This is a genomic window from Muriicola sp., assembly GCF_049669965.1.
In the GTDB taxonomy this organism is placed as follows: Bacteria; Bacteroidota; Bacteroidia; order Flavobacteriales; family Flavobacteriaceae; genus Muriicola.
Genome location: NZ_JBATLB010000176.1, coordinates 26,341 through 47,201, shown reverse-complemented (window position 1 = coordinate 47,201; position 20,861 = coordinate 26,341). Strand labels below are relative to the sequence as shown.

The window sequence follows — 20,861 nt, the reverse complement described above, 5'->3', positions numbered from 1 at the left end:
AGAGTCTTTTCGATATTTTCTGTGGAAATCTGCAAAAAAGGTTAATGTATTTGGGTTGCGTAATGGATCAAGGGTTCTTAGACCCCAATTTTGCAAAACTAGAAGATTTTTTCCCTTAAAAGAAATTAAATCCCTGAAATCTGATTTTAATAGCCTCTAGAAGGATCTACGGTGTTGACCAATGGCACTTTTTTTTCCAGGCGGTAATAATTCTCTACCAGCTGATGTACCACAGAGGCCGGGTCCGATACGCTTGCTACATGCGGTGTGATCTTAATTTTTGGATGATCCCAAAAAGGATGACCTTCCTCCAAGGGTTCTTGCTGAAATACATCCAGACAGGCACCGGATAAATGCCCTGAATCTATCAAGGGTATAAGCTGATTCTCCGCTAAATGCCCGCCCCTGGCTACGTTTATCAGATAGGCACCTTTGGGTAATTGTGAAAGGGTTTCTTTGTCTAAGATCTCTTTAGTAGCATCGGTTAGGGGAAGCAGACATACTAAAATGGTAGACTGCCTTAAAAAGTTGGTTTTACCTCCCTGACCGTGGTATATTTTAAAGTTTTCTACTTCCTTGGCCTCCCTGGACCAGCCCACAACCTTAAATCCCAGGGGCAGCAAACTATTGGCAAGTGTTATACCCAAAGTGCCGGCTCCCATGATCCCAATGGTATGGTCCGCAATCCTGGTGTAGGCTTTAGGGCGCCAACTTTTATTCGCCTGATCTTGCCTGTAGGTGTCCAAATTCTTTAAATACATAAGAATGACTCCTAAGACGTATTCGGACATATCTGCTGCCAAAGCAGGGTCGATTACCCTGGTGATGGTAACATTCTTGGGGCGGGTATTGTCCTCAAAGATAAAATCGACACCAGCCCCAAAAGAGGCTATGCATTGTAAATTGGGATAGTGTGTCAAGCTGCCCTCTGGGTGCTTCCATACTATGGCCATAGTAACTTCTTCTGTGGAATGTGGTTCTTCATAATGAAAAACAGGAAGGTCTGGATATTGACCTAAGAAGGCATTCTTCCAAAGATCCAATTTACCATCTTGTCTGATAAGGACTATCGCCATTAATTATAGGTATTTGTGTTTATCCATTTCCAACATCTGAAGTTGCTGCTCAAATTCGTCCTGAAATAGCCAATCTTGTAATTCTGCTTCCTGATAGAATCGCAAAATACGTTCTTCGAACTCTGCAATCAAACTGTGAAATACGAGATGGTGAACCGCTTCTTTAAAAGAACGCAGCATGCTTTTGTAAAATCCTTCGTTCACCCTTTGGGTTTTCGAATATCGTTGGGCCGTTTCCAGATTAAAAATCATAAACTCTCCGATAAGAAAAGGTTCCATGCCCAAGGTTGTAAAATGCTTGATATATTTCTGTGCTACAGATCGGCGCGCTTTTGCCCGCTTTCTTTTTAAGGGGAAGTATTCGTTGGATATTTTTTTCTTAGCCTCCTGTATAAGTTTTTCCTCCTTCGGATTAAATACAAAATCATAATAGGTCTTAACCACAGGAAATCGTCCATATAAATCAAGAATCTGTAACTCAAGATCCTTTTTTTTTAGGCCGGCCAGATACTTTTTTAAGGCAGTTTTACTCATGCTTGTGCATTAAATCTGATTCAAAGGTACTTTTTACATTCCAAATTACCCGATAAAAGGGCCCATGAACTGGCTATTTCACCGTTGTGGTGCTCAAATACTAAAGTTCTCATAAAATATGTATAAGAATGGGGTGGTACTTTTGGAAAAGACAGAATAAAAGTGTATTATGATAAGATGTAATTCTTAAATCCATTCAGCATATATGAGGCAACTAAAGATCATCAAGCAGGTCACCAACAGAGAATCAAAATCCTTGGATAAGTACTTGCAGGATATCAGTAAAATAGATTTGATCACCGCAAACGAAGAAGTAGAATTAGCTCAGCTTATTAGAGCAGGAGATCAATTGGCTTTAGAGAAATTGACAAATGCCAATTTGCGTTTTGTCGTTTCCGTAGCGAAGCAATATCAAAATCAAGGACTCACCCTCCCCGATCTTATTAACGAAGGGAATGTTGGTTTAGTCAAAGCAGCAAAGCGCTTTGATGAAACCCGGGGCTTTAAATTTATTTCCTATGCCGTATGGTGGATCCGTCAGTCTATCCTTCAGGCATTGGCAGAACAATCGAGAGTAGTTCGCCTCCCTTTAAATAAAATTGGCTCTATAAATAAGATTAAAAAGGCATTTTCTTATTTGGAGCAGGCCCATGAAAGGCCACCTTCTGCAGAGGAGATTGCCCAGGAATTGGATATGACGGTCAGTGAGGTAAAACAATCCATGAAGAATGCCGGCAGACATGTATCTATGGATGCCCCATTAAAAGAGGGTGAAGATTCTAATTTGTATGATGTTATGCGGTCCGGGGAATCTCCTAAACCAGATAACGGACTCATGCGCCAGTCGCTGAATACAGAAATCAACAGAGCATTAGATACGCTTTCTCCCCGCGAAGCCGATGTAGTAAAATTGTACTACGGAATTGGGGATCAGCAATCAATGACATTAGCTGAAATAGGTCAGACCTTTGACCTTACCAGAGAAAGAGTTCGTCAAATCCGTGAAAAAGCTATCCGGAAACTTAGGCATAATACCCGCTCTAAACTTCTAAAAGCATATTTGGGTTAAGATTAAGGTATATAATTTAAATTCAAAAGGGAGCCAATTGGCTCCCTTTTTGTTTTGAAACAATTTATACACTAATACACTTAAGAGCAACTAAGTCTGCTTATCTCAAAGTCTTTTAATATTTCATTTAAATTTTCGATAAAATTTAAATAAGCTGCGTTGTCATAATTTGGATTTGCCATTTGCGTAGGGTTTTTCTTGAATAACTAAACTTTTATAGGTAATCGAGTTCAGCTAGTTCGTTAATACTTAAAATTTCATTTAAATCCTTGAGGAAATTTAAATACTCCTCGCCGTAGGTATCGTATAACATGGTAGTTTGGGTTTGTTAAATGAGGCTTGGGTCTCATTGATTACTTAGTAAACATATATTTTCTTTATTTTTTCAACAATAGTTTGTGGTGTAAGGCTAGATAGTTGTTGTATATAACGCAATTTATGAGGTAGTTATTGCCAGATCAAAACCGAACCTGGTATCGCAAGCCAGCAGATACTGCGTAGAAATAATTCCCGGGAGCGAAAATAAGTTCTTGACGGGTAATCCCCAGATTGGCACGGTATAAGGATGGATTGTTTTTAAAGGAAAACTGATACTCCATCATAAGTTGTTGAGACTCTACAAATAATAAAGTTTCCGCGATCAATGTACTATTTGCCAAAAACTGACGGAATTCTGGCATAAAGCCTATCCCCCCAATAATACCTATATAGTTGTCTGCATCTTTTAAATATTTCCTAGCAGTAAGCACTCCAGACACCCCTATAGAACTATTATTCCTGGGTGTTACATACGGTCTTAAGGAAACGTAATGGTTTCCCTTATAGAGTCCTAATGATCCTGTATAGATCGTTACCTCACTATCTGTAAAAGATAAATAACGCGCGCCCAGTGAGGCCTCTATTCCTTTTGGAAGGTTGGCGTACAGGTCACCGCCAAACCTATGGGTGGGATAGATCTCGGACTGGCTGTATCCATAGTTTAAATAAGCATAGAAGGTTTTTGAAAATTTTGGATAGAGGTCTAGTTCATACTGAATGCCGTCTATATCAAATCTATTGCTGTAATTAATCCTGGGAATGACCTTTCCGACAGCTGTTTCGTGAATGTATTCGATGCCTGAATAAAACATGGGATCGAACACTACATCGAATACATCTGTAGAACTAAAGAGGGCAACCGAATTTTTATACTTTCTTATTTCCTCCGTTCCTTTTTCAGAAACGTTTACTTCGGTTTTAAGAAGAGGTTCACCTTCCAGATTTCGCAATATTTCTGTTCTAAGTTCTACCAAATCTGCATCCTGATCCAGATACAGTAATGCCTTGTTGACCAATCCTAAAGCAATATTATTATTTTCAGCATAGATCTCATTTCGTACTGCCCCGATCCATACATCTTTATGCTGCCTTTCATCTGAGGTGATACGGTTAAAATGCTTTCGCGCTTCTTCGAAATTACCGTCCCAACTATATGTCTTTGCCAGTAAGGTACGTACATCCGTATATTCCGGATACGCTGATAGGATATTCTGAAGTGTGTCTCTGGCTTCTACCCTATTCCCGCTAAAGGCCAGGGTCATGGCACGTTGCAGCGAAGCATCAGGATCTCCCGAGTACGATGATTCCTGAGTATGCATCAGCCATGGAAAACTGCACAGCAACAGTCCATGAATTAGAATTTTCAAAATTTTATTTAGTTCACTCATAAAAATCATCTTCAAAATTGAGAAAGCCCAAATTATCACTATCGAACAGGGTTTGTTCCTTCTTCATTTTATCTTCCGCTCGCTTTATCTTTTTTAACAACTCCATATTCTCAATACGATTCTTACGTATCATTTCTTTAAGGTCGGCTACCTTGTAATTAGTATCGGACCAGAAATAGACATCTAGCAAGGCAGAATACCCATCAGCGTATACAGGGTATTTCTTTATGGTAGTTTCCAGGATGTTGGCGGCCTTTGTGTATTCTTTGTTCCAGGCATGGATACGACCCATTAGGATTTCAGTATCTGCATGACCCGGAACCTCTTCCAGAATGTACTTACAAAGCAGCAATGCGCGCGCGCTCTTTCCTTCTAAGGCCAAATCACGGGCTGTCCTGTATGCCTTGTCGTAATCGTCGCTATTAAAAACACTGTTGATCCATACCATATCTGACTTGCTTTCTGATGAATCCGTTTTGGGTTCATTATCGTCATTGTTTGGTAGTAGTTTATTCTCAGCAGACACATAGGTATTAATAGCCTTGAATTCCCGGAAATTTTGTTTGATCGACTTTTCGATATCGTCATTTTGAGGAGTAAAAAGGCTTAGATCTGCTCCAATCTCGTACATAGAAGAACCAGATAGAAAATGATTTCCTTTAATAAAATCCTGGATATTCCCCTTGTGCCGGTATAATGGGATGATTTTATCTGTTTTAAAAAATCCTTGATGCATCAGGCCATCTCCTAACCAGGAAACCTTTTTTGGAACCTGTATACCATATCTGGCATGCAACATACCCGCTATAGATGGCAGGATGTCTGTATGGGCTACCATGGAACCAATTCGCGAGGATGTATTTAAAAGTGGACTATAGATCAGTAGCGGTACCTTATAACGTCCCAAATAATCTGCCTGGGGCAGATCCTTTAAATTATGACTTCCTGTGATCACAAAAATGGTATTTTGAAATTCGGCCTTGTGCCGATACCGTTCCAAAAAATCTTTGATGGCATCATCTGAGTATAAGAGGCTCTCAAATACTTCGTCATTTTTTTTGATCAATCTCTTATTCCTATTGGCCAAATTGGCAGTGCTCAGGATCTTTTCAAGCTCCATCCTATATTTCTCACTTTTTGGAGATTTAAATGGATTTTTTGTGCTGAGCGTAAGAAAAACATCCAACCTTGGGCGATAGGTGCTCTGATAATCATCGATCCATTTTCTAAATAGCTCGCCGTCTGGATATCCCAGAGAAATACCGGCTGCATCCGCCTCTTGCTGGGAATAGGAAGGACCATAAGCCTTTCTGCTGACCAAGCGATCTATCTCTTCTTCAAACAAGAATTTTCCCAGATTATCCAAAGAACTATTGCCGCCAAAATTAAAGGAGGTCTGATAATTATTATCTTTTAAAAGGCTAAAAAGTGTCTCTCTATTTGAGAGGGTTGCATTGTTGGTAAATCCATTTTCACCAAAGGGCAAGGATCCCAATACGGACGGAATACTAGCTACTGATTCGCCTGTATTACTCACAAAATGAGGCCAATACAATGATTCTTTCAATAATGAGTTTACATAAGGCATAAAGTCTTTGTAAACAGCCTTTTCGCCAACAAAATCCGATCCTACCCCATCCATTACTATAAATACCATATTTGGCATTTTCTCCCCTAAGAAAAAATATTCTGCCAATTCCTTTGGAGGATCAAAGGTCTTTAAAAGCGGGTATTCCTCGTTTCCTTCGTATTTATTAAAGTCGAGCGAGGTTTTTGCCTGATGATACAGCAGGAATTGTGTTTTATTCTCATTAATAGGGTTCTTTCTGGAGATCAAAGTAGCGAGGAAAAGACTAAAGAGAATGAGCGTAAACGGATACATTCTGTTGATCAGTGAATAAACATTGGCTGTTAGCTTATAAAAAATAAACATTAGGGCTGCACACACCAAAGAAAGAACAGGTACAGGGTATAATATTGCAAGTCCACCATTGTTGAGTATTCTTTTATAGAAACCTGCCCCTAAGATCTCATAATAATCCACATAATATTTCGTAAGTATTCCCTCTGCTACCAATAGTAGCAGTAAAATCACGGAAACGGTCTTGAATCCCAGATTGGCTTTTATACGTTCCAAAAAGTTAAATAAGAAGACCAGGATCAAAGCACTTAGAGAAGCAAATCCGAGGTGATGTACCACTAAGAGCAAAAAGCTCTTGTTCAGTACACTATCCAGGACACCAGACCAGTATAACCGAATATTCTGAAAAAGAGCAAGAAAGACCAGGCACAGGAAAAAGGACAACGCTAGCCTTGTGAAATCCTTTAAATCCCTCTTTGTTGCTCCTATGTTTATATCTACTTGCATCCTTATGCTTTGGCAAAACCTTTTCTGACCTGAGAACCCCACCCAGATCTGATCTTGAATAATTTTTTGTAATTCCCTCTTACAGAAGACCATACCACTATGGGGTGAAAAACTATGGGTTCTATGACAGCAAATAACATTAGGGTGAGTATTTCCCTGGTCTTTGAGTATTGATTATATGAATACACCTCCCACAGAATTGCGTAGAAAGAAAACATAATAGAAAATGAATAAATCGTAGCGGTGATGGCAATAAAAAAGTCCCAGTTCAATATGCCCAAATAGAAAAAAACAATGACCGCAATACATCCCAGAAATTCCAGAATGGGGGCCAGCCACTCGTAAAAGAACCAATAGGGGTAACTCAACATACCAAGTCTGCCGTACTTAGGATTAAAAAACATATCCTTATGCGTAAATAGGGTTTCCAGGTTACCTCTAGACCATCTGTCTCGTTGATTCATGAATATTTTTATGTCTTCGGGAACCTCGGTCCAGCAGAGAGGATCAGGGATATAAGCCACATGATAGGGCGCTTTAATATCGTGCATATGGCGTCTCATCCTAAAGATGATTTCCATATCCTCCCCTACTGTTGTGGTGTCATAACCCCCAACGGCCAAAGCAATTTCCCGATCAAAAAAACCAAATGCACCGGAAATGATCAGGAGACTATCTATTCTGGCCCATGCCATTCGGCCCAAGAGAAATGAGCGTGTATACTCTAGTAGTTGAAATCTGGCCAGCCAGTTTTTAGGCAAGCGTATCTCTTCCAGGGTACCTCCGGAAATTTTACATGAATTAGCCACTCTAATAACCCCACCAACTGCAATCACACGTTTTTCAGAATGTTGGTAAAACGATTTCACAACATGTAAAAGAGCATCGGGCTGAATGAGGCAGTCTACATCAATACATCCTACATATTTATTCTCCGACAGATATATCCCGGCATTCAACGCATCAGATTTTCCTCCATTCATCTTATCTACCACCGTAAGTTTTGAAAAGGATCTTTGGTTGGACTTATAAATCCCACGGATCGGTTTGGATTTTATTTCCGGATCTATATCCTTATTAATTCGTTCAAGATGATAGGCCTTAATAAGTTTCTGAAGGGTATCATCCTTGCTACCATCATTCACCACCATAACCTCATAATTCACATACTGTAGGGAAAGGAGTGATCTCACATTTTCTACAATGGTTAACCCCTCATTGAAAGCTGGGGCTATGATGGTAATGCCCGGGGACAGTGGCGAACCCATAGTCTTGGAAATGTCACCGAAACTATTTTTATGTTTGTAATGAATGGAATTCCTTGTTGCCAGGTAGGCCATCAGAAAATACAAGACGAACAATACCGCCGAGAACACCAAAAAAACGATGTTCAGATATTCTAACAATATGTTGAATATGCCGTTGTCCATTACTTTTTTAATTGCTTTGGTTTACTGATTTCTATTTTGTCGAGATCGAAATTTAACGTCAGAGTCGACTTCTTTTTTTTACCATCTGCCCATTTTATGATAGCATTAGGTGTGTGTTCTTCATTATTTTCAGCTCGCAGCTTCTTATCGAGCTTGGCTGCAATGTCTTTTGCCTTTTCGCGAACCTCTTTCCGGGGGTCCTTTAATAAGGTTTGCAGAAAACATAATTCCTTGGCATCCCCGAGGTCCAGGATCTCATCTAGTAAAATGAGTTTAGATTCCGTGTCACAATGGCGGAAAAGCTCTTCAAAAATGCTGAATCCAAACTCTTGTTTTGGCGCCTTGTCTGTATGCTCATGTAAGGGTTTGTCTTCTCCATTGTGTTCTACAGTTTGTACCTCTTCGTCAAGATCTTCCCAGTTTACAAAAGCGCAGGTGTCCTCATCTTCTTCCTGAATATCCATGGCTGAAGATTGCTCTTCTGTAAAAGAATCATCCTCCTTATCCGGTTCTGGCAATACAATTTCAACCCCGTTAACTTCCATGGCATTGATCTCATTGAGTAAAGCAGGTAGTTTATTTTTATCCTCCTGGTCATTAATTACAAATGGGACAAATCTAAAATTTAGGTATTCTATTTCCATTTTACCGTCCAAATTGGGCACCTCTACCCTGCTTAGAACATTTTCCAACTCTATTCTGAATGCTTCGTCCGGGTGAACCTCATAAAAGATTACTTCCAGGTCCGTATAATTGGGAACCGATCTCTTTTTTTGTTTCTTTTTTGCCATGTCTGATTGTTTTTGAACTACGATGGGTAGGAAATCCAGCGGTAAATATTTAATCTCAATAGAATTATCACTAATTTCTGAACGGTCCAGAATTTCATTGAGCTCTTCCATAAAGCAAACCTCAAATACATCCAGGTCCTCCAGCAAATACTCGTTATCTTCTTCTATGACCACTACCTCCTCTTCCATTGTTTCCTTGGGCTGCTCTTTCTTTTCTTCCATCTCCGTGGTTGGTTCAATTTCATTTAACGCTAAAGCAGCGATTGTTTCCGGACCTACTTTTATGGCAGGATCCAAATTTTCTTTAGGCAGTACTGAATTGGGTTTTATGTGATTGATAGCACTTAATGCCTTGCTTTTTACATTGAAGTTGGTCTCTTTTTCACAGATCTTGAACAAGGTTGGGATCATCTCTTCTGAGCCCAGCACTCCAAGGGCATCCAGGATTGCAATTTTAGTGGTACGTTTAGATCTTGAAAACGCTGCCAAAAGCACAGGAATGGCATCTTTGATCCCAAACTCCTTGATACAATCAATGGCCGCTATCTTTATTTCATCATCCCTGTGTTTTAAAAGCTCTGTGACAGAACAATTGGCATCGGTCTGATTGTAATGACGAATAAGCCTGAGGGAGAACAGAACTACATCCTTGTTTTTTGAAGTAAGCCAGGCTCCGAAACTTGGTGGAATAAAATCTTCCTGACCTTGGAGTACTTCCAGAATCTTGATTTGCTGCCATTCGGAAATGGCGTATCTATTTGTATCCAGAAAGTGTATGATTCCTTCCGGTTTTAATGAAACAGTGGCGATCTGTGCCTGTTTGCGGATCACACTTCTTTTGTGGTTGATAAATTTCCTGATAAAGGTATACGCCTGTTCTACCTGCATTTGGGTGAGTTCAACTATTCCTTTTGTTACCACTTCCCAACGCCAGCTCTGTAATTTTTGATAGGCATCCAGGTGTAAATCAAAATCCTGATATAAGGTAAACAAGCGAGCACGGGAATCTCCCGTTAGATCGCGCTGCAGGTCTAACAATATTTCTTTTAAAATACTGCGATTAATAGGGTCTTTGATGAACTCTCTCATCTCCACCTTTAATTCAACGTATTCGTATTTTTCTTCTTTGCTTGCATCATCGCCATAAAAGAGAAAATTACTGATGATGGGGGTTAATTGTTTTCTACGGACATCAATGTTTTTGGCCTTGGCAGACAGGCGGTTCCTGAAGAAAAATATAAATCCGAAATATAGCAGGCACAAACTACCAAACAACACACTAAGATCCCACAAAAGATCCGTGTGGATCTTTGGGACACTAATAAGTGTAAATGATTGATATATAAAAGCTGCTCTAATCAATAATTATGTTTTGTTTAATTCTCGCATGACCCTTACTAATAATTCTGAAGGGCTCACCGGTTTTGAAATAAAATCATTGGCCCCTAATTCAAAAGCAGAAAGAACATTCTCCTCATTTCCTGCTGAAGAAATAATAATAATGGGCACTTTTGAACTCAGGGTATTTCGGACAAAATCTACCAGTTCCAGACCAGAGAAATAAGGCATCATTATATCACTCACAATAATGTCTGGTATCTCTTTTTCCAAATGTTCCTTCACTTTTTTGCCATCGCAGGACCAATGGACCTTATAACCTGCTTTGTCTAAGCGATAGTTAAGCAATGAAGCCAAAAGTTCATCATCGTCTGCTAAGAGAATTTTTTTCATGTCTTGGGTAGATTATTGCTCTTTTTTTAATCGGGTTACTTCTGCATCCAGGGCAAACTCAACCATAGGATATTCCTTTACAAATTGTTGAAACAAATAATTCATCTGGTCATAATTCTGGTCTGTCTTGCAATGCTCATGTAATTGCTGTACCAGGATAAGAAGGTTTTGAGTCTTCATCATGGCCAAGCCAGATTTTAGTTTATGTGTGGCAAATTGCACTTGTTCAACATCCTTATTTTGAAGGTGAAGTTTTGTCTTTCCAATAAATTCCAGGGCATTCCGCTTGTACAGCTCCACCAACTCTTGCAGCATCTCAATTTCACCCATGCAGTCTTCCAAGACCTCAGTCAGGTCTAGCTTAGTAAGTTGTTCCGCATTGGGAGCGAGAAGATCAGGTTCTTTTAAAATGCCTTTAAATTCTGTAGATGTTGGTTTTGAATGTCCGTAATGAATCAATTTTTCCAAAAGCTCTTCGGGGGTATATGGTTTTAAGATGAAGTCATTTATCCCATCCTGATTGGCTTTCTCTTTATCCTTCGCGGTGAAGTCGGCCGTAAGCGCAATAACCGGAACGGTTGAAATCCGTTGCACTCCACTGGCTCTTATCCGTCTCGTAATCTCGTAACCATCAACTACGGGCATATGCAGATCCATAAAAACCACATCAATATGTTCGTGATTTAATATTCTTAGTCCTTCTACGGCATCTTCTGTAACAAAAAAAGTACAGCCCCAGCTTTTCAAGCGTTTCTTAATAAGCCATTGATTGAGCGGATTATCTTCAAAGACAAGCACCTTAAGCGTATCAACGGTGGGTTGGGCATTTTCCGATTTTGCTTTCATTTTAAATGATTGTTTTTGGCCTATAGAATACTCTAGCGTCATTGTAAACTGTGTCCCCTGCTGAAGTTTGCTTTTTACAGCAATAGTGCCGCCCAGCTTGTCAACAATTTGCTTTACAATGCTCAGACCTAGTCCTGTGCCCCCATATTTTGAGAAGGTATGCTGACCTGCTTGCCTAAATGCGTCGAATATATGCTTCAGATCTTCTTGAGAGATCCCAATGCCTGTATCTTCAATTATAAATTCTATGGTGGCCTTGTTATTGCAAATCCTGATAATGCGTGTACTGAGGGAGACACCACCATTTTCAACAAATTTGATGGCATTCCCTAATAAGTTTAGTAATATCTGGGTTAGTTTAGATGGATCCCCAAGTAATATCTCCGGAATTTTAGGATCTGTTTTTACCTCAAAACTGATCTTTTTATCAACGATCAAGGTGTCACAGAGATAAGAAACTTCCTTGATTAGATTGTGAAAATTAAAAGGCAGTTCATTGAATTCTTCCGAACCAGCTTCCAGTTTTGAAAATTCGAGTAATTCATTAATTATCTCCAGCAATGTAGTAGAGGCAGACTTTATGGCATTCACCTGCCCTTTTTGTACTTCGTTCAGATCCCCTTCTTTCAGGAGATCCGTAAAACCCATGATCCCATTGAGTGGTGTTCTGATCTCATGACTTACCTTGGCTATTAATTGTGCATCCCGGCCATTTAATGTACTGTTGCTAGTAGTTTTAGGATTTATAAGGTCTTTGGCGGCCGATCCCCAAATTTTGGTTTCCAGTTCGTTCTTGAACCTGTCAAATGATTGTTTGAGCAGGCCTGCCTCATTAGTGGTTAGTTCTTCGAAGGAGAAATTGTTAAGCGCTATCTCTAAGTCTGAGATTTGGCTAAGTAGGTTTTTAGATTTCAAGGTATCGGGTTTGGACAATAAATTCCTTGCTAAAATCCCCCTTTAAGGGGGGGCTCACAATTAAATGTTACCTAGAGTGTGTAATGTGTTGTCAAATTGCTTTATTTGTAGGTTAAAAACAGACATCATGAGGTATTTTATCCAACTTTTATGCATTTTATCGATTTTCTCTTGTGCAGATTCGAAAGACAAACCCGAAGAAGAACTTTCAGCAAAGGCCAAAAGAATCCATGAATCTGTCATCACCATCGATACGCATGACGATATCAACGTTAAGAATTTCACAGACAGTGTAAACTACACTCAGCGGCTCGAAACTCAGGTTAATTTGCCAAAAATGACCGAGGGCGGACTGGATGTGGCCTGGTTAATAGTTTATACCGGTCAGGATTCCTTAAATGCAGCTGGCTACCAGCGCGCGGAAGAAAATGCCATGGCAAAGTTTGAAGCAATCCACAGACTTTGTGAAGAGATCGCTCCAGATCAGATAGGACTTGCCCTTAGTTCGGAAGATGTAAGGAACCTCCATAAAGCAGGAAAAAAAGTGGCCATGATTGGTGTTGAGAATGCTTACCCAATGGGTGTAGATCTGGCCAACATTGAAAAATATCAGAAATTGGGAGCCCGTTATGTCTCACTTTCCCACAACGGCCATAGTCAATTTTCGGATTCTAACACAGGTGAAGCAGACAGTGTTTGGCTATATAATGGTTTAAGTGATCTAGGTAAAAATGCTGTAAATGAATTAAATAGAGTTGGAATAATGATAGATGTGTCTCACCCATCCAAGGAAGCAATGATACAAATGATCTCCCTTAGCAAAGCACCCATAATTGCTTCGCATTCTTCAGCCAGAGCTCTTTGTGACCACAGTAGAAATCTGGATGATGAGCAATTATTGTTGCTCAAGGAAAATGGCGGCGTAGTTCAAACGGTAGCTTTTAGTTCTTATTTAAATACAGAGAAAGACAATGCACATTCGGCCTATATGAAGGACCTGTACAGGCAGGTCGCAGATTCTCTTGGACTTTCCTGGTACGAAAGATCTCAATTTCGCTCTTTGACCAAAGAACAACAAGGGGAGTTTATGGAAAACTATCCAAAGGTAATGGCTATGGGCAAAGAATTGGCAGCTAGAAGAAAAGATGTTCCGAAAGCCGTTAACGTATCAGATTTTGTGGATCATATAGACTATATGGTTGATCTAATTGGGATTGATCATGTAGGGATCAGTTCCGACTTTGATGGCGGCGGTGGAATTGAGGGCTGGTCTGATGCTTCCGAGACACTGAATGTTACCACAGAACTGGTAAAGCGTGGGTATTCGGAGGAGGATATCGCTAAACTATGGGGAGAAAACCTCTTGCGAGTTTTAGATGAGGTACAGGCAGTTTCCAGGGAAATGGCACTAAATTAATCTTCCTCCCCTGCCAGACGGTCCTTAACGTATTCAATCTTGGTCTTTCCATGAGGCAATGGCTTCCCGGAAGGACCCAGATTCACCATAATGATATTGTCTACAGTAAGAATGGTTTCCCTGTTCATTTTATTACGGGCTTCGCATTTCAAAACCAAGGAGGTCTTCCCAAATTTTACCACCTCGATCCCTATTTCAACGATATCGCCCTGATGTGCGGTGCTCATAAAATTAATTTCTGACATGTATTTCGTGACCACCTTTTTGTTCTCCAGTTGTATGATGCTGTAAAGTACTGCCTCCTCATCGATCCACGAGAGTAGGCGGCCGCCAAATAAGGTCTCATTAGCATTGAGATCACCAGGTTTAACCCATTTTCTAGTATGAAAGCGCATAAGAACTATTTTATACAAAAGTACCACAATTTCATATCTGACCTCTTTACCGGGCCAATACTTGCGTTAATTTATGAATCCGATAAATCCATCCCCTTAAAATTGTCAACTCATAATTTTTAAAGCAGCAGTACTGCTTTAATCATTTGTTAAACAAATCAAAAGGACCTTCCGTAATCATTCAGAAAGTAGGAAATTTGCTAAAATTCTTTTAAAATGATCCTATTTGTAGACATGGACGAGGTTATGGCAGACACCTACACCGCTCATATAGAACACTATAATAAAAACTATAATGAATCGCTTACCAAAGAAGAGTGTATGGGGTTTGAAGTCTGGCAAAAAGTCCCTTTGGAACGTAAAGATGCTATCTGGCAACACTATCATGAAGTAGGGTTTTTTAGAAATTTAAAACCCATGGAAGACAGCATTGAAATACTGCAAGAATTGAACAAAAAGCATTTTGTCTATGTGGCCTCTGCGGCCATGCAATTTCCGAATTCACTTTTGGAAAAACATCAATGGCTAGATGAACACTTTCCCTTTATACATTGGAAAAATAGAATTCTGTGCGGTGATAAAAAGATCTTACGGGGAGACATTTTAATTGATGATCGAAGTCATAATTTGGAAAACTTTCAAGGCAGGTCGATAATCTTTACCTCCCCTCACAACATACACACCAACCATTTTGAACGTGTTAACTCCTGGAAAGAAATAGCCAAAGAACTGTTGTAACATATAGTTTCTGCTGTTTATAAAGCCGTTAACAAGTATTTGACTTAAGTAAAAACCCCCTGACTGTATTATTTAATTTTATTAAAACTACTAAGATGAATGATAGATCTACCGAGCTTCTTAGGTTGCGTCCTTCGCTTCCAAACGCCCGGGTAACTCAGGAAATGAGTCAGGATGAACAGTTTCAAAATGCTACTTTAAGGCCCATCATCAAATTTCAGAATGGTCTTTTGATCGCCGCTTTCAGAAATTATGCAAACAAACACAAGAATTCTTTTTATGAACTTGGTTTGCCTAAAAGACTGGAATACATTGAGCATGCCATTCAAAAGGATATGAAATTACGGAACTCATTGAAGGGGATGATCATAGGTCAATTCACCGTTGAGGAGTATGAACGCTATATCCAAAATTCCTCAGCCCTCAATAAAAGGATGATGAATATGGTCGTGGAAAGAATAAAAGACCAAATTCAGTTATTTGAGGTCGCTTCACTAGTCTAATAGAGATTCACCATTTAGATTCGTGGTAAGTATATCACTCATTAAGTCGAAATAAGGACGTATCATTTTAAAGGAAACGTTTGCAACTTGCAGGAAATCTTTAGCAAATACCTCTGCATCTGTAAAATTCTTTACAAAAATGAATTGTTTTTTTCGGATAAGGTCTATATCCGGATGGTCCTTTTCAAAGCCTTTAGGTGCAGTTTTTAGCTCATCTCCCTGCAGGTTCCCCCAGGTTTTAGTAAACGAAGGTTGTTGGATTACCTTTCTAAAATCGGAGGCATCCATCTCTAACTCTTTCCTTATCCTGAGCAAATCCTCTTTGTTAGGATCCCAAAACCCGGCCGCAATAAATGACTCTCCTGGTTTTAGCCTGAGGTAATATCCGCCTCTTAAGCGATTCCCAGCTCTGGAAAAAGAGCCCGCGAAATGGATCTTAAAGGGCGTTTTATCTTTCGAAAAGCGCACGTCTCTATAAATACGGAACATTTTTAATCGCTCAATATCATCGTGTAATCGCATTTGTTCCAAAAGGTGCTGATAAAATTTCTTTACGTCGGCCTCCAGGGCTTTATATTGATCTTTGTGATCATTGAACCATTCCCGGTTATTGTTAACCTCCAGGGACTTTAGAAATAAAAAAGACTCTTTTTGAATGCTGCTGATGTCCATATTTGATTTGTATTCGTGAGATTTATATTAAAGTTAACCTTTTTGAAGAAGGGTCTTTTTAATTAATGGTTAATTTTATTTTGTAAATAAAAACAATGGATACTCAAACTATCATAGATAAAATTAAGGCGCATAAGACACAGCCAAATTTAAAATTCCGTCTCAAAAAAGAAACGGAAGATTTTACTGATCTGTTGTTTTTGTCCCTCTTTGATTCAGAAACACCCTTTGAGAAGAACTTACCCGAGTTGGCCAGACAATTCGATTGTCTGGTAGATCTGGCCTGTTGGGATCCTAAAAAATCCTGCGCATCTGTTTGGGACGATTACCTTCACAGATTGCCTTCAGTGCTGGAAGATCTGAATTTAGACGCATTGGCTATTGCCAGTTGTGACCCTGCTTCTTCATCAATTGAAGAAGTTTATCTGGCATATCCTGGTTTTTATGCGATCGCTATTTACCGCCTCGCTCACGAATTGCACAAAAAGAAATTCCCTTTAGTTCCCAGATTAATGACCGAATATGCACACAGTCAGACTGGCGTGGACATTAACCCCGGTGCCCAGATCGGGAAATCATTTTTTATAGACCATGCCACAGGGGTGGTCATTGGAGAAACTGCGGTAATACACGATCATGTAAAAATATATCAGGGCGTTACCCTGGGAGCCCTTTATGTTGCCAAGGATCTGCGTGACACCAAAAGACACCCTACCATAGAAACAAATGTGACCATTTATGCCAATGCCACTATTCTGGGCGGAGATACGGTCATTGGAGCCAATTCTATCATCGGCGGAAATGCCTGGCTAACACAGTCTGTTGCTCCTAATTCGACCGTCTTTCATTCTCCGGAAATTAAAATCAGAACTAATAATGGCGTATAGTCTCATAGATCTTATTGGAAATACTCCTTTGGTAGCTTCTAAAGTATTGAATACCAATCCCAAGGTGTCCCTTTTGTTTAAGTTAGAAGGTCAGAATCCCGGTGGGAGTGTAAAAGACAGGGCCGCCCTGAATATGATCACCAGAGGATTGGAAAGAGGGACATTTACCAGGGATAGCCAGTTAATAGAAGCGACCAGCGGGAACACAGGCATTGCGCTGGCCATGATCGCCAGTCTTTACGAATTATCAATTGAATTGGTTATGCCAGATAATGCCACCAAGGAACGGGTACAGACCATGAGAGCATATGGGGCAAAGGTAACTTTAACTCCCTCCGATATTGGCATTGAAGGCGCCAGGGACTATGCGGAAAGAAAGGTGAAAGAAGAAAGTTATGTCATGATCAATCAATTTTCAAATGAGGATAACTGGAAAGCACATTATAAAACTACAGGGCCCGAAATTTGGCGAGATACTCAGGGGAGTGTTACGCATTTTGTGTCCTCTATGGGCACTACAGGGACCATCATGGGGACTTCAACCTATCTAAAGGAGAAGCAGCAATCTGTTCAGATTGTTGGCGTACAGCCTTCTGACGGGGCCAGTATCCCTGGGATTCGAAAATGGCCGAAAGCGTATCTACCTAAGATCTTTGATGCCAATAAGGTTGACCGTATATTAGAGGTTAGTGAGCAGGAAGCCAGGTTAATGGCTAAACGACTTGCCAAAGAAGAAGGAATTTTTGCCGGGATGAGTAGTGGGGGTGCAACGGCTGCAGCGCTAAAGTTGGCGGGTGAATTAGAGCAGGGCGTTATAGTTTCTATCATATGCGATAGAGGAGACCGTTATTTATCTTCCGATCTTTTTGATTGAATTTCTATCCGGCTCTTATAAAGTTGTTGCCATAAGGCAAAGCATTTATTTTTTTACCGGGTAAGACCTCCTTGTCTTCTCAGGAATTAACAGGGAAGTTATGGTGTTTTTATACCTAGGGAAACTACTTAGATCATTGTGCTCCCCTCCTTCTATTACTATAAATTTGACATTTTTTCCATCCAGGCTCTGATAAAGTTTTTTAGCCGAGGCTAAAGGAACCACACCATCTTTATCCCCATGAAAAATGACAATAGGGCAATGTGCCTCTTGTAAATACTGGTGCGACTTAAATTGATACTTTAATAAGGAGTTTACAGGTAGTATTGGAAACCTGTTTTGTGCCACATCCAACAAACTGTAAAACGGGGTCTCTAAAATGAGTAAAGAGGGAGATACGGTAGCCGCCAGGTAGGAGGCCATGGCAGATCCAAGTGACCTGCCATAAATAATAACTTCCTGCTCGGAGTATTGAGATGCAACATAATCATAGAATAACCTGGCATCCTTTAATAGTGCAGATTCACTAAGGGTGCCGGTACTTTTGCCATATGTCCTGTAATCCATCACTACTACATCGTAATGTAGCTTTACCAAAAACTGAACTTCTTGCCCCCAACGAGAAAGATCTCCGGCATTTCCGTGAAAATATAGGATAACACCATGTGGGTTTTTATTTTTGAAATGCAGGGCATTCAGTTTTGCTCCATCATCTGTAGAGATATAGAATTCCTCAAAAGATTCGTCAAAAGAAAAGATATAATCAGCTGGTAATTTGCTGGGCAAAAAAATTAATTTTTCCTGTAAAAAATATAGCATAACTAGTAGTGTTAAAATACAGGCAAAAAAAGCTGCCAGTACCCGGTTTATTTTACGCATGGGGCTCGGAGAGGTTGTGTTTTACCTTTATACTAGTTCCATCCAGGCTTACTTTTTTAGTATTCGATGTGATAATATCACTGAGCATTTTATGGTAGGATTCGAAGGTGTTTAAGTTTTTATGCCCCCCTCCGATTACAGTGTATAAGGTGGTTTGTACTGGCTTAATCTTCGAGAGTTTTACACTGGTCTTATAAGGGATAAGATTATCATCTGTACCATGTATGATATGAATAGGGCAATTCACGTATTTTAACCATTTATAAGTGGGCATGGGAAATTTCAATAACAGGGACAGGGGCATAAATGGTATATATTTCTTAGCTACCTTCTTTAAACTGTAATACGGAGCATCTAGAATAAGCATTCTGGGATTGTTCATAGATGCTAACTTAGTAGCAAATCCCGAACCAAGGGATCGACCATAAAGAATAATATACTTTTCATCTACCTTCTGCTTAATCTTGTCATAAACTACCTGCATATCTCTTTTTACCGCTTTTTGGGTACGCCTTCCTGTACTCTTCCCAAAACCACGGTAATCTACCATTAATACATCATACCCATGTCTCGTAAAATCTACTGCAAACTTTCCCCAGCCTTTAATACTTTTAGAATTTCCTTTTAGATAGAAGACAATGCCCTTGGGATTTTTCGCTTTAAATCTCAAGCCATTGATCACTGCACCATCCCGGGTTTCTACATTGTATTCCTCTGTTTCCTGATGTTCATAGTAAAATTGAAAATCGGCTGGCAATTTCTCTGGTTTAAATAGCAGGTAGTCCTGTAATATATACAGCAACAAACTTATTAGGAAATAAGCAGCGAGCAGTAAGATTAAAAGATATCCCCAATATGGCATATAAGACTATTTCTGTTGAATTTACAAAATATTAGTAAAGCAGCTTTCAGAGCTCTTTTGGTGTTCCCTATATTCGATCAGATCCAGTTCTTTCTTTTAAAATATAAGAGCATTAATATCAGGATCGAGAACATAGCACCCAAAACAATGAAATAACCATTTTCCATATGTAGTTCAGGCATATTGTCAAAGTTCATTCCATAGATGCCCACAATAAACGTAAGTGGAATAAATATAGAGGCCATCACTGTTAGCACCTTCATCACCTCATTCATTTTATTGCTAACATTACTCATGTACATTTCCATAAGGCTCATGACCATTTCACGATAAATTTGAAGCATATCATTGATCTCTACACAATGATCCAGTACATCCCTTAAATACAATTTAGTGTCCTTGGTGATCAAGGGATGTTCTGTGTCTATTAGTCGGCCTACCAACTCCCTTACAGGAGCAATATATCTCCTAATCCGCAATACTTCTTTTTTCAGCTCCTGTATTTTATGTGCCGTTTTGGGTTTTGGCTTTTGATACACTTCTTCTTCCAGCAATTCCATTCGTTCACTAATATTTTCAAGGATCATAAAATAATTATCGATGATGGCGTCCAATAAGGCAAAGAACAAATAGTCTGCACCTTTACCCCTGATTCGACCTTGATGGCCCCTCAAGCGTTGCCTGACGCCATCAAAAACGTCTCTAGTTAATTCCTGAAAAACGAGTACCTCTTTTTTAAATAAAGAAATAGCTACATGTTCTGCTACAACATTCTGCCCCTCGTCCAGGTAAAGCATCTTAAAGACTCCAAAAATATATGTTTCATATTCATCTATCTTGGGCCGTTGTTCCGTTTGTATAGCGTCTTCAAGCACCAATGAATTAAGTTGAAATACTTTTCCTAATTTTTCGATAAAGCCTTCATCGCTGAGGCCTACCAGATTAATCCATTTTATTTGATCTCTCTTATCTTCCAAGAGTGTATCTACATTCACCGGACTGTATTCTTCCAACGAATCATCGGAATAAGCGATTACATCCAACGTACTTATTGAATGATCCCGATCGCCCATATACGTAATGGTACCAGGGGCCTTCCCTAATTTCTTATGGATCCTTGATTTCTTTTTATTTTGCAGTTTAATAGGTAATTGCAACTTAATCATAC

The 20,861-nt window shown here is 39.6% G+C and carries 19 protein-coding genes; 6 read left to right on the top strand and 13 right to left on the bottom strand.

Annotation, left to right across the window (positions count from 1 at the left end; all coding sequences use genetic code 11):
* Positions 1 to 146: 146 nt before the first annotated feature.
* Complete coding sequence (locus WBM49_RS09515) at positions 147 to 1,076, bottom strand: 2-hydroxyacid dehydrogenase (protein ID WP_424371815.1); 930 nt, start codon at positions 1,074 to 1,076, stop codon at positions 147 to 149.
* A gap of 3 nt (positions 1,077 to 1,079) precedes the next feature.
* A complete protein-coding gene (locus WBM49_RS09510) occupies positions 1,080 to 1,610 on the bottom strand; it encodes a DUF6155 family protein (protein WP_424371814.1) in 531 nt (176 codons plus the stop codon).
* Positions 1,611 to 1,815: 205 nt separating this feature from the next.
* Here WBM49_RS09510 and WBM49_RS09505 point away from each other — a divergent pair, with 205 nt between their 5' ends.
* Positions 1,816 to 2,679, top strand: a complete 864-nt coding sequence (locus tag WBM49_RS09505; RefSeq protein ID WP_424371813.1) for a sigma-70 family RNA polymerase sigma factor — start codon at positions 1,816 to 1,818, stop codon at positions 2,677 to 2,679.
* A gap of 458 nt (positions 2,680 to 3,137) precedes the next feature.
* Here the strand turns inward: WBM49_RS09505 and WBM49_RS09500 are convergent, their stop codons facing one another.
* From WBM49_RS09500 to WBM49_RS09475, 6 genes are read right to left on the bottom strand one after another with little or no spacing between them, the layout of a single operon-like run.
* Positions 3,138 to 4,364, bottom strand: coding sequence for a YaiO family outer membrane beta-barrel protein (locus WBM49_RS09500; protein ID WP_424371812.1), 1,227 nt, complete (start codon positions 4,362 to 4,364; stop codon positions 3,138 to 3,140).
* 13 nt (positions 4,365 to 4,377) lie between these two features.
* Complete coding sequence (locus tag WBM49_RS09495; RefSeq protein WP_424371811.1) at positions 4,378 to 6,753, bottom strand: sulfatase-like hydrolase/transferase; 2,376 nt, start codon at positions 6,751 to 6,753, stop codon at positions 4,378 to 4,380.
* A gap of 2 nt (positions 6,754 to 6,755) precedes the next feature.
* Entirely contained in the window at positions 6,756 to 8,183 is a 1,428-nt protein-coding gene (locus WBM49_RS09490) for a glycosyltransferase family 2 protein (RefSeq protein ID WP_424371810.1), read from the bottom strand.
* Positions 8,183 to 10,336, bottom strand: coding sequence for a HEAT repeat domain-containing protein (locus tag WBM49_RS09485; RefSeq protein ID WP_424371809.1), 2,154 nt, complete (start codon positions 10,334 to 10,336; stop codon positions 8,183 to 8,185). The genes WBM49_RS09490 and WBM49_RS09485 overlap by 1 nt, the downstream gene beginning before the upstream one ends.
* Before the next feature lie 3 nt (positions 10,337 to 10,339).
* Complete coding sequence (locus WBM49_RS09480) at positions 10,340 to 10,705, bottom strand: response regulator transcription factor (protein WP_424371808.1); 366 nt, start codon at positions 10,703 to 10,705, stop codon at positions 10,340 to 10,342.
* Between the two features lie 12 nt (positions 10,706 to 10,717).
* A complete protein-coding gene (locus WBM49_RS09475; protein WP_424371807.1) occupies positions 10,718 to 12,466 on the bottom strand; it encodes an ATP-binding protein in 1,749 nt (582 codons plus the stop codon).
* 127 nt (positions 12,467 to 12,593) lie between these two features.
* On the opposite strand from WBM49_RS09475, the gene WBM49_RS09470 reads away from it, so the two are divergent.
* Entirely contained in the window at positions 12,594 to 13,883 is a 1,290-nt protein-coding gene (locus WBM49_RS09470) for a dipeptidase (protein ID WP_424371806.1), read from the top strand.
* On the opposite strand, the gene WBM49_RS09465 is transcribed toward WBM49_RS09470, so the two are convergent.
* A complete protein-coding gene (locus WBM49_RS09465) occupies positions 13,880 to 14,278 on the bottom strand; it encodes an acyl-CoA thioesterase (RefSeq protein ID WP_424371805.1) in 399 nt (132 codons plus the stop codon). The two genes, WBM49_RS09470 and WBM49_RS09465, sit on opposite strands and share 4 nt — an antisense overlap.
* A 216-nt stretch (positions 14,279 to 14,494) precedes the next feature.
* Between WBM49_RS09465 and WBM49_RS09460 the strand changes: the two genes are divergently transcribed.
* Together WBM49_RS09460 and WBM49_RS09455 are read left to right on the top strand one after the other, a co-directional pair.
* The gene (locus WBM49_RS09460; RefSeq protein WP_424371804.1) at positions 14,495 to 15,016 is read left to right on the top strand and encodes a 5' nucleotidase, NT5C type; all 522 of its coding nucleotides are present in this window, start codon (positions 14,495 to 14,497) and stop codon (positions 15,014 to 15,016) included.
* Positions 15,017 to 15,111: 95 nt separating this feature from the next.
* Positions 15,112 to 15,519, top strand: a complete 408-nt coding sequence (locus WBM49_RS09455; protein WP_424371803.1) for a glyoxalase — start codon at positions 15,112 to 15,114, stop codon at positions 15,517 to 15,519.
* Here WBM49_RS09455 and WBM49_RS09450 read toward each other — a convergent pair.
* The gene (locus WBM49_RS09450; protein ID WP_424371802.1) at positions 15,511 to 16,191 is read right to left on the bottom strand and encodes a DUF2461 domain-containing protein; all 681 of its coding nucleotides are present in this window, start codon (positions 16,189 to 16,191) and stop codon (positions 15,511 to 15,513) included. The genes WBM49_RS09455 and WBM49_RS09450 overlap by 9 nt on opposite strands.
* Positions 16,192 to 16,286: 95 nt before the next feature.
* On the opposite strand from WBM49_RS09450, the gene epsC reads away from it, so the two are divergent.
* Together epsC and cysM are read left to right on the top strand one after the other, a co-directional pair.
* Complete coding sequence (epsC, locus tag WBM49_RS09445) at positions 16,287 to 17,078, top strand: serine O-acetyltransferase EpsC (protein ID WP_424371801.1); 792 nt, start codon at positions 16,287 to 16,289, stop codon at positions 17,076 to 17,078.
* Positions 17,068 to 17,952 (top strand): cysteine synthase CysM, encoded by an 885-nt coding sequence (gene cysM / locus WBM49_RS09440; RefSeq protein ID WP_424371800.1) that lies wholly within the window; start codon positions 17,068 to 17,070, stop codon positions 17,950 to 17,952. Before epsC ends, cysM begins: the two co-directional genes overlap by 11 nt.
* Before the next feature lie 45 nt (positions 17,953 to 17,997).
* On the opposite strand, the gene WBM49_RS09435 is transcribed toward cysM, so the two are convergent.
* From WBM49_RS09435 to corA, 3 genes are all read right to left on the bottom strand, one after another.
* Positions 17,998 to 18,738 carry an alpha/beta hydrolase gene (locus WBM49_RS09435; protein WP_424371799.1) on the bottom strand — a complete coding sequence of 247 codons (741 nt, stop codon included), beginning with the start codon at positions 18,736 to 18,738 and terminating at the stop codon, positions 17,998 to 18,000.
* A gap of 85 nt (positions 18,739 to 18,823) precedes the next feature.
* A complete protein-coding gene (locus tag WBM49_RS09430) occupies positions 18,824 to 19,693 on the bottom strand; it encodes an alpha/beta hydrolase (protein ID WP_424371798.1) in 870 nt (289 codons plus the stop codon).
* A 77-nt stretch (positions 19,694 to 19,770) separates the two neighbouring features.
* A complete protein-coding gene (gene corA, locus WBM49_RS09425) occupies positions 19,771 to 20,859 on the bottom strand; it encodes a magnesium/cobalt transporter CorA (RefSeq protein ID WP_424371797.1) in 1,089 nt (362 codons plus the stop codon).
* Between the last annotated feature and the right edge of the window lie 2 nt (positions 20,860 to 20,861).

What these genes read in the sequence shown, in the direction of transcription:
- WBM49_RS09460 (WP_424371804.1), top strand. Translation starts at nt 14,495, where the DNA reads ATGATCCTATTTGTAGACATGGACGAGGTTATGGCAGACACCTACACC.
- WBM49_RS09515 (WP_424371815.1), bottom strand. Translation starts at nt 1,076, where the DNA reads ATGGCGATAGTCCTTATCAGACAAGATGGTAAATTGGATCTTTGGAAG.
- epsC (WP_424371801.1), top strand. Translation starts at nt 16,287, where the DNA reads ATGGATACTCAAACTATCATAGATAAAATTAAGGCGCATAAGACACAG.
- WBM49_RS09495 (WP_424371811.1), bottom strand. Translation starts at nt 6,753, where the DNA reads ATGCAAGTAGATATAAACATAGGAGCAACAAAGAGGGATTTAAAGGAT.
- WBM49_RS09505 (WP_424371813.1), top strand. Translation starts at nt 1,816, where the DNA reads ATGAGGCAACTAAAGATCATCAAGCAGGTCACCAACAGAGAATCAAAA.
- cysM (WP_424371800.1), top strand. Translation starts at nt 17,068, where the DNA reads ATGGCGTATAGTCTCATAGATCTTATTGGAAATACTCCTTTGGTAGCT.
- WBM49_RS09510 (WP_424371814.1), bottom strand. Translation starts at nt 1,610, where the DNA reads ATGAGTAAAACTGCCTTAAAAAAGTATCTGGCCGGCCTAAAAAAAAAG.
- WBM49_RS09430 (WP_424371798.1), bottom strand. Translation starts at nt 19,693, where the DNA reads ATGCCATATTGGGGATATCTTTTAATCTTACTGCTCGCTGCTTATTTC.
- WBM49_RS09490 (WP_424371810.1), bottom strand. Translation starts at nt 8,183, where the DNA reads ATGGACAACGGCATATTCAACATATTGTTAGAATATCTGAACATCGTT.
- WBM49_RS09470 (WP_424371806.1), top strand. Translation starts at nt 12,594, where the DNA reads ATGAGGTATTTTATCCAACTTTTATGCATTTTATCGATTTTCTCTTGT.
- WBM49_RS09480 (WP_424371808.1), bottom strand. Translation starts at nt 10,705, where the DNA reads ATGAAAAAAATTCTCTTAGCAGACGATGATGAACTTTTGGCTTCATTG.
- WBM49_RS09450 (WP_424371802.1), bottom strand. Translation starts at nt 16,191, where the DNA reads ATGGACATCAGCAGCATTCAAAAAGAGTCTTTTTTATTTCTAAAGTCC.
- WBM49_RS09455 (WP_424371803.1), top strand. Translation starts at nt 15,112, where the DNA reads ATGAATGATAGATCTACCGAGCTTCTTAGGTTGCGTCCTTCGCTTCCA.
- corA (WP_424371797.1), bottom strand. Translation starts at nt 20,859, where the DNA reads ATGATTAAGTTGCAATTACCTATTAAACTGCAAAATAAAAAGAAATCA.
- WBM49_RS09465 (WP_424371805.1), bottom strand. Translation starts at nt 14,278, where the DNA reads ATGCGCTTTCATACTAGAAAATGGGTTAAACCTGGTGATCTCAATGCT.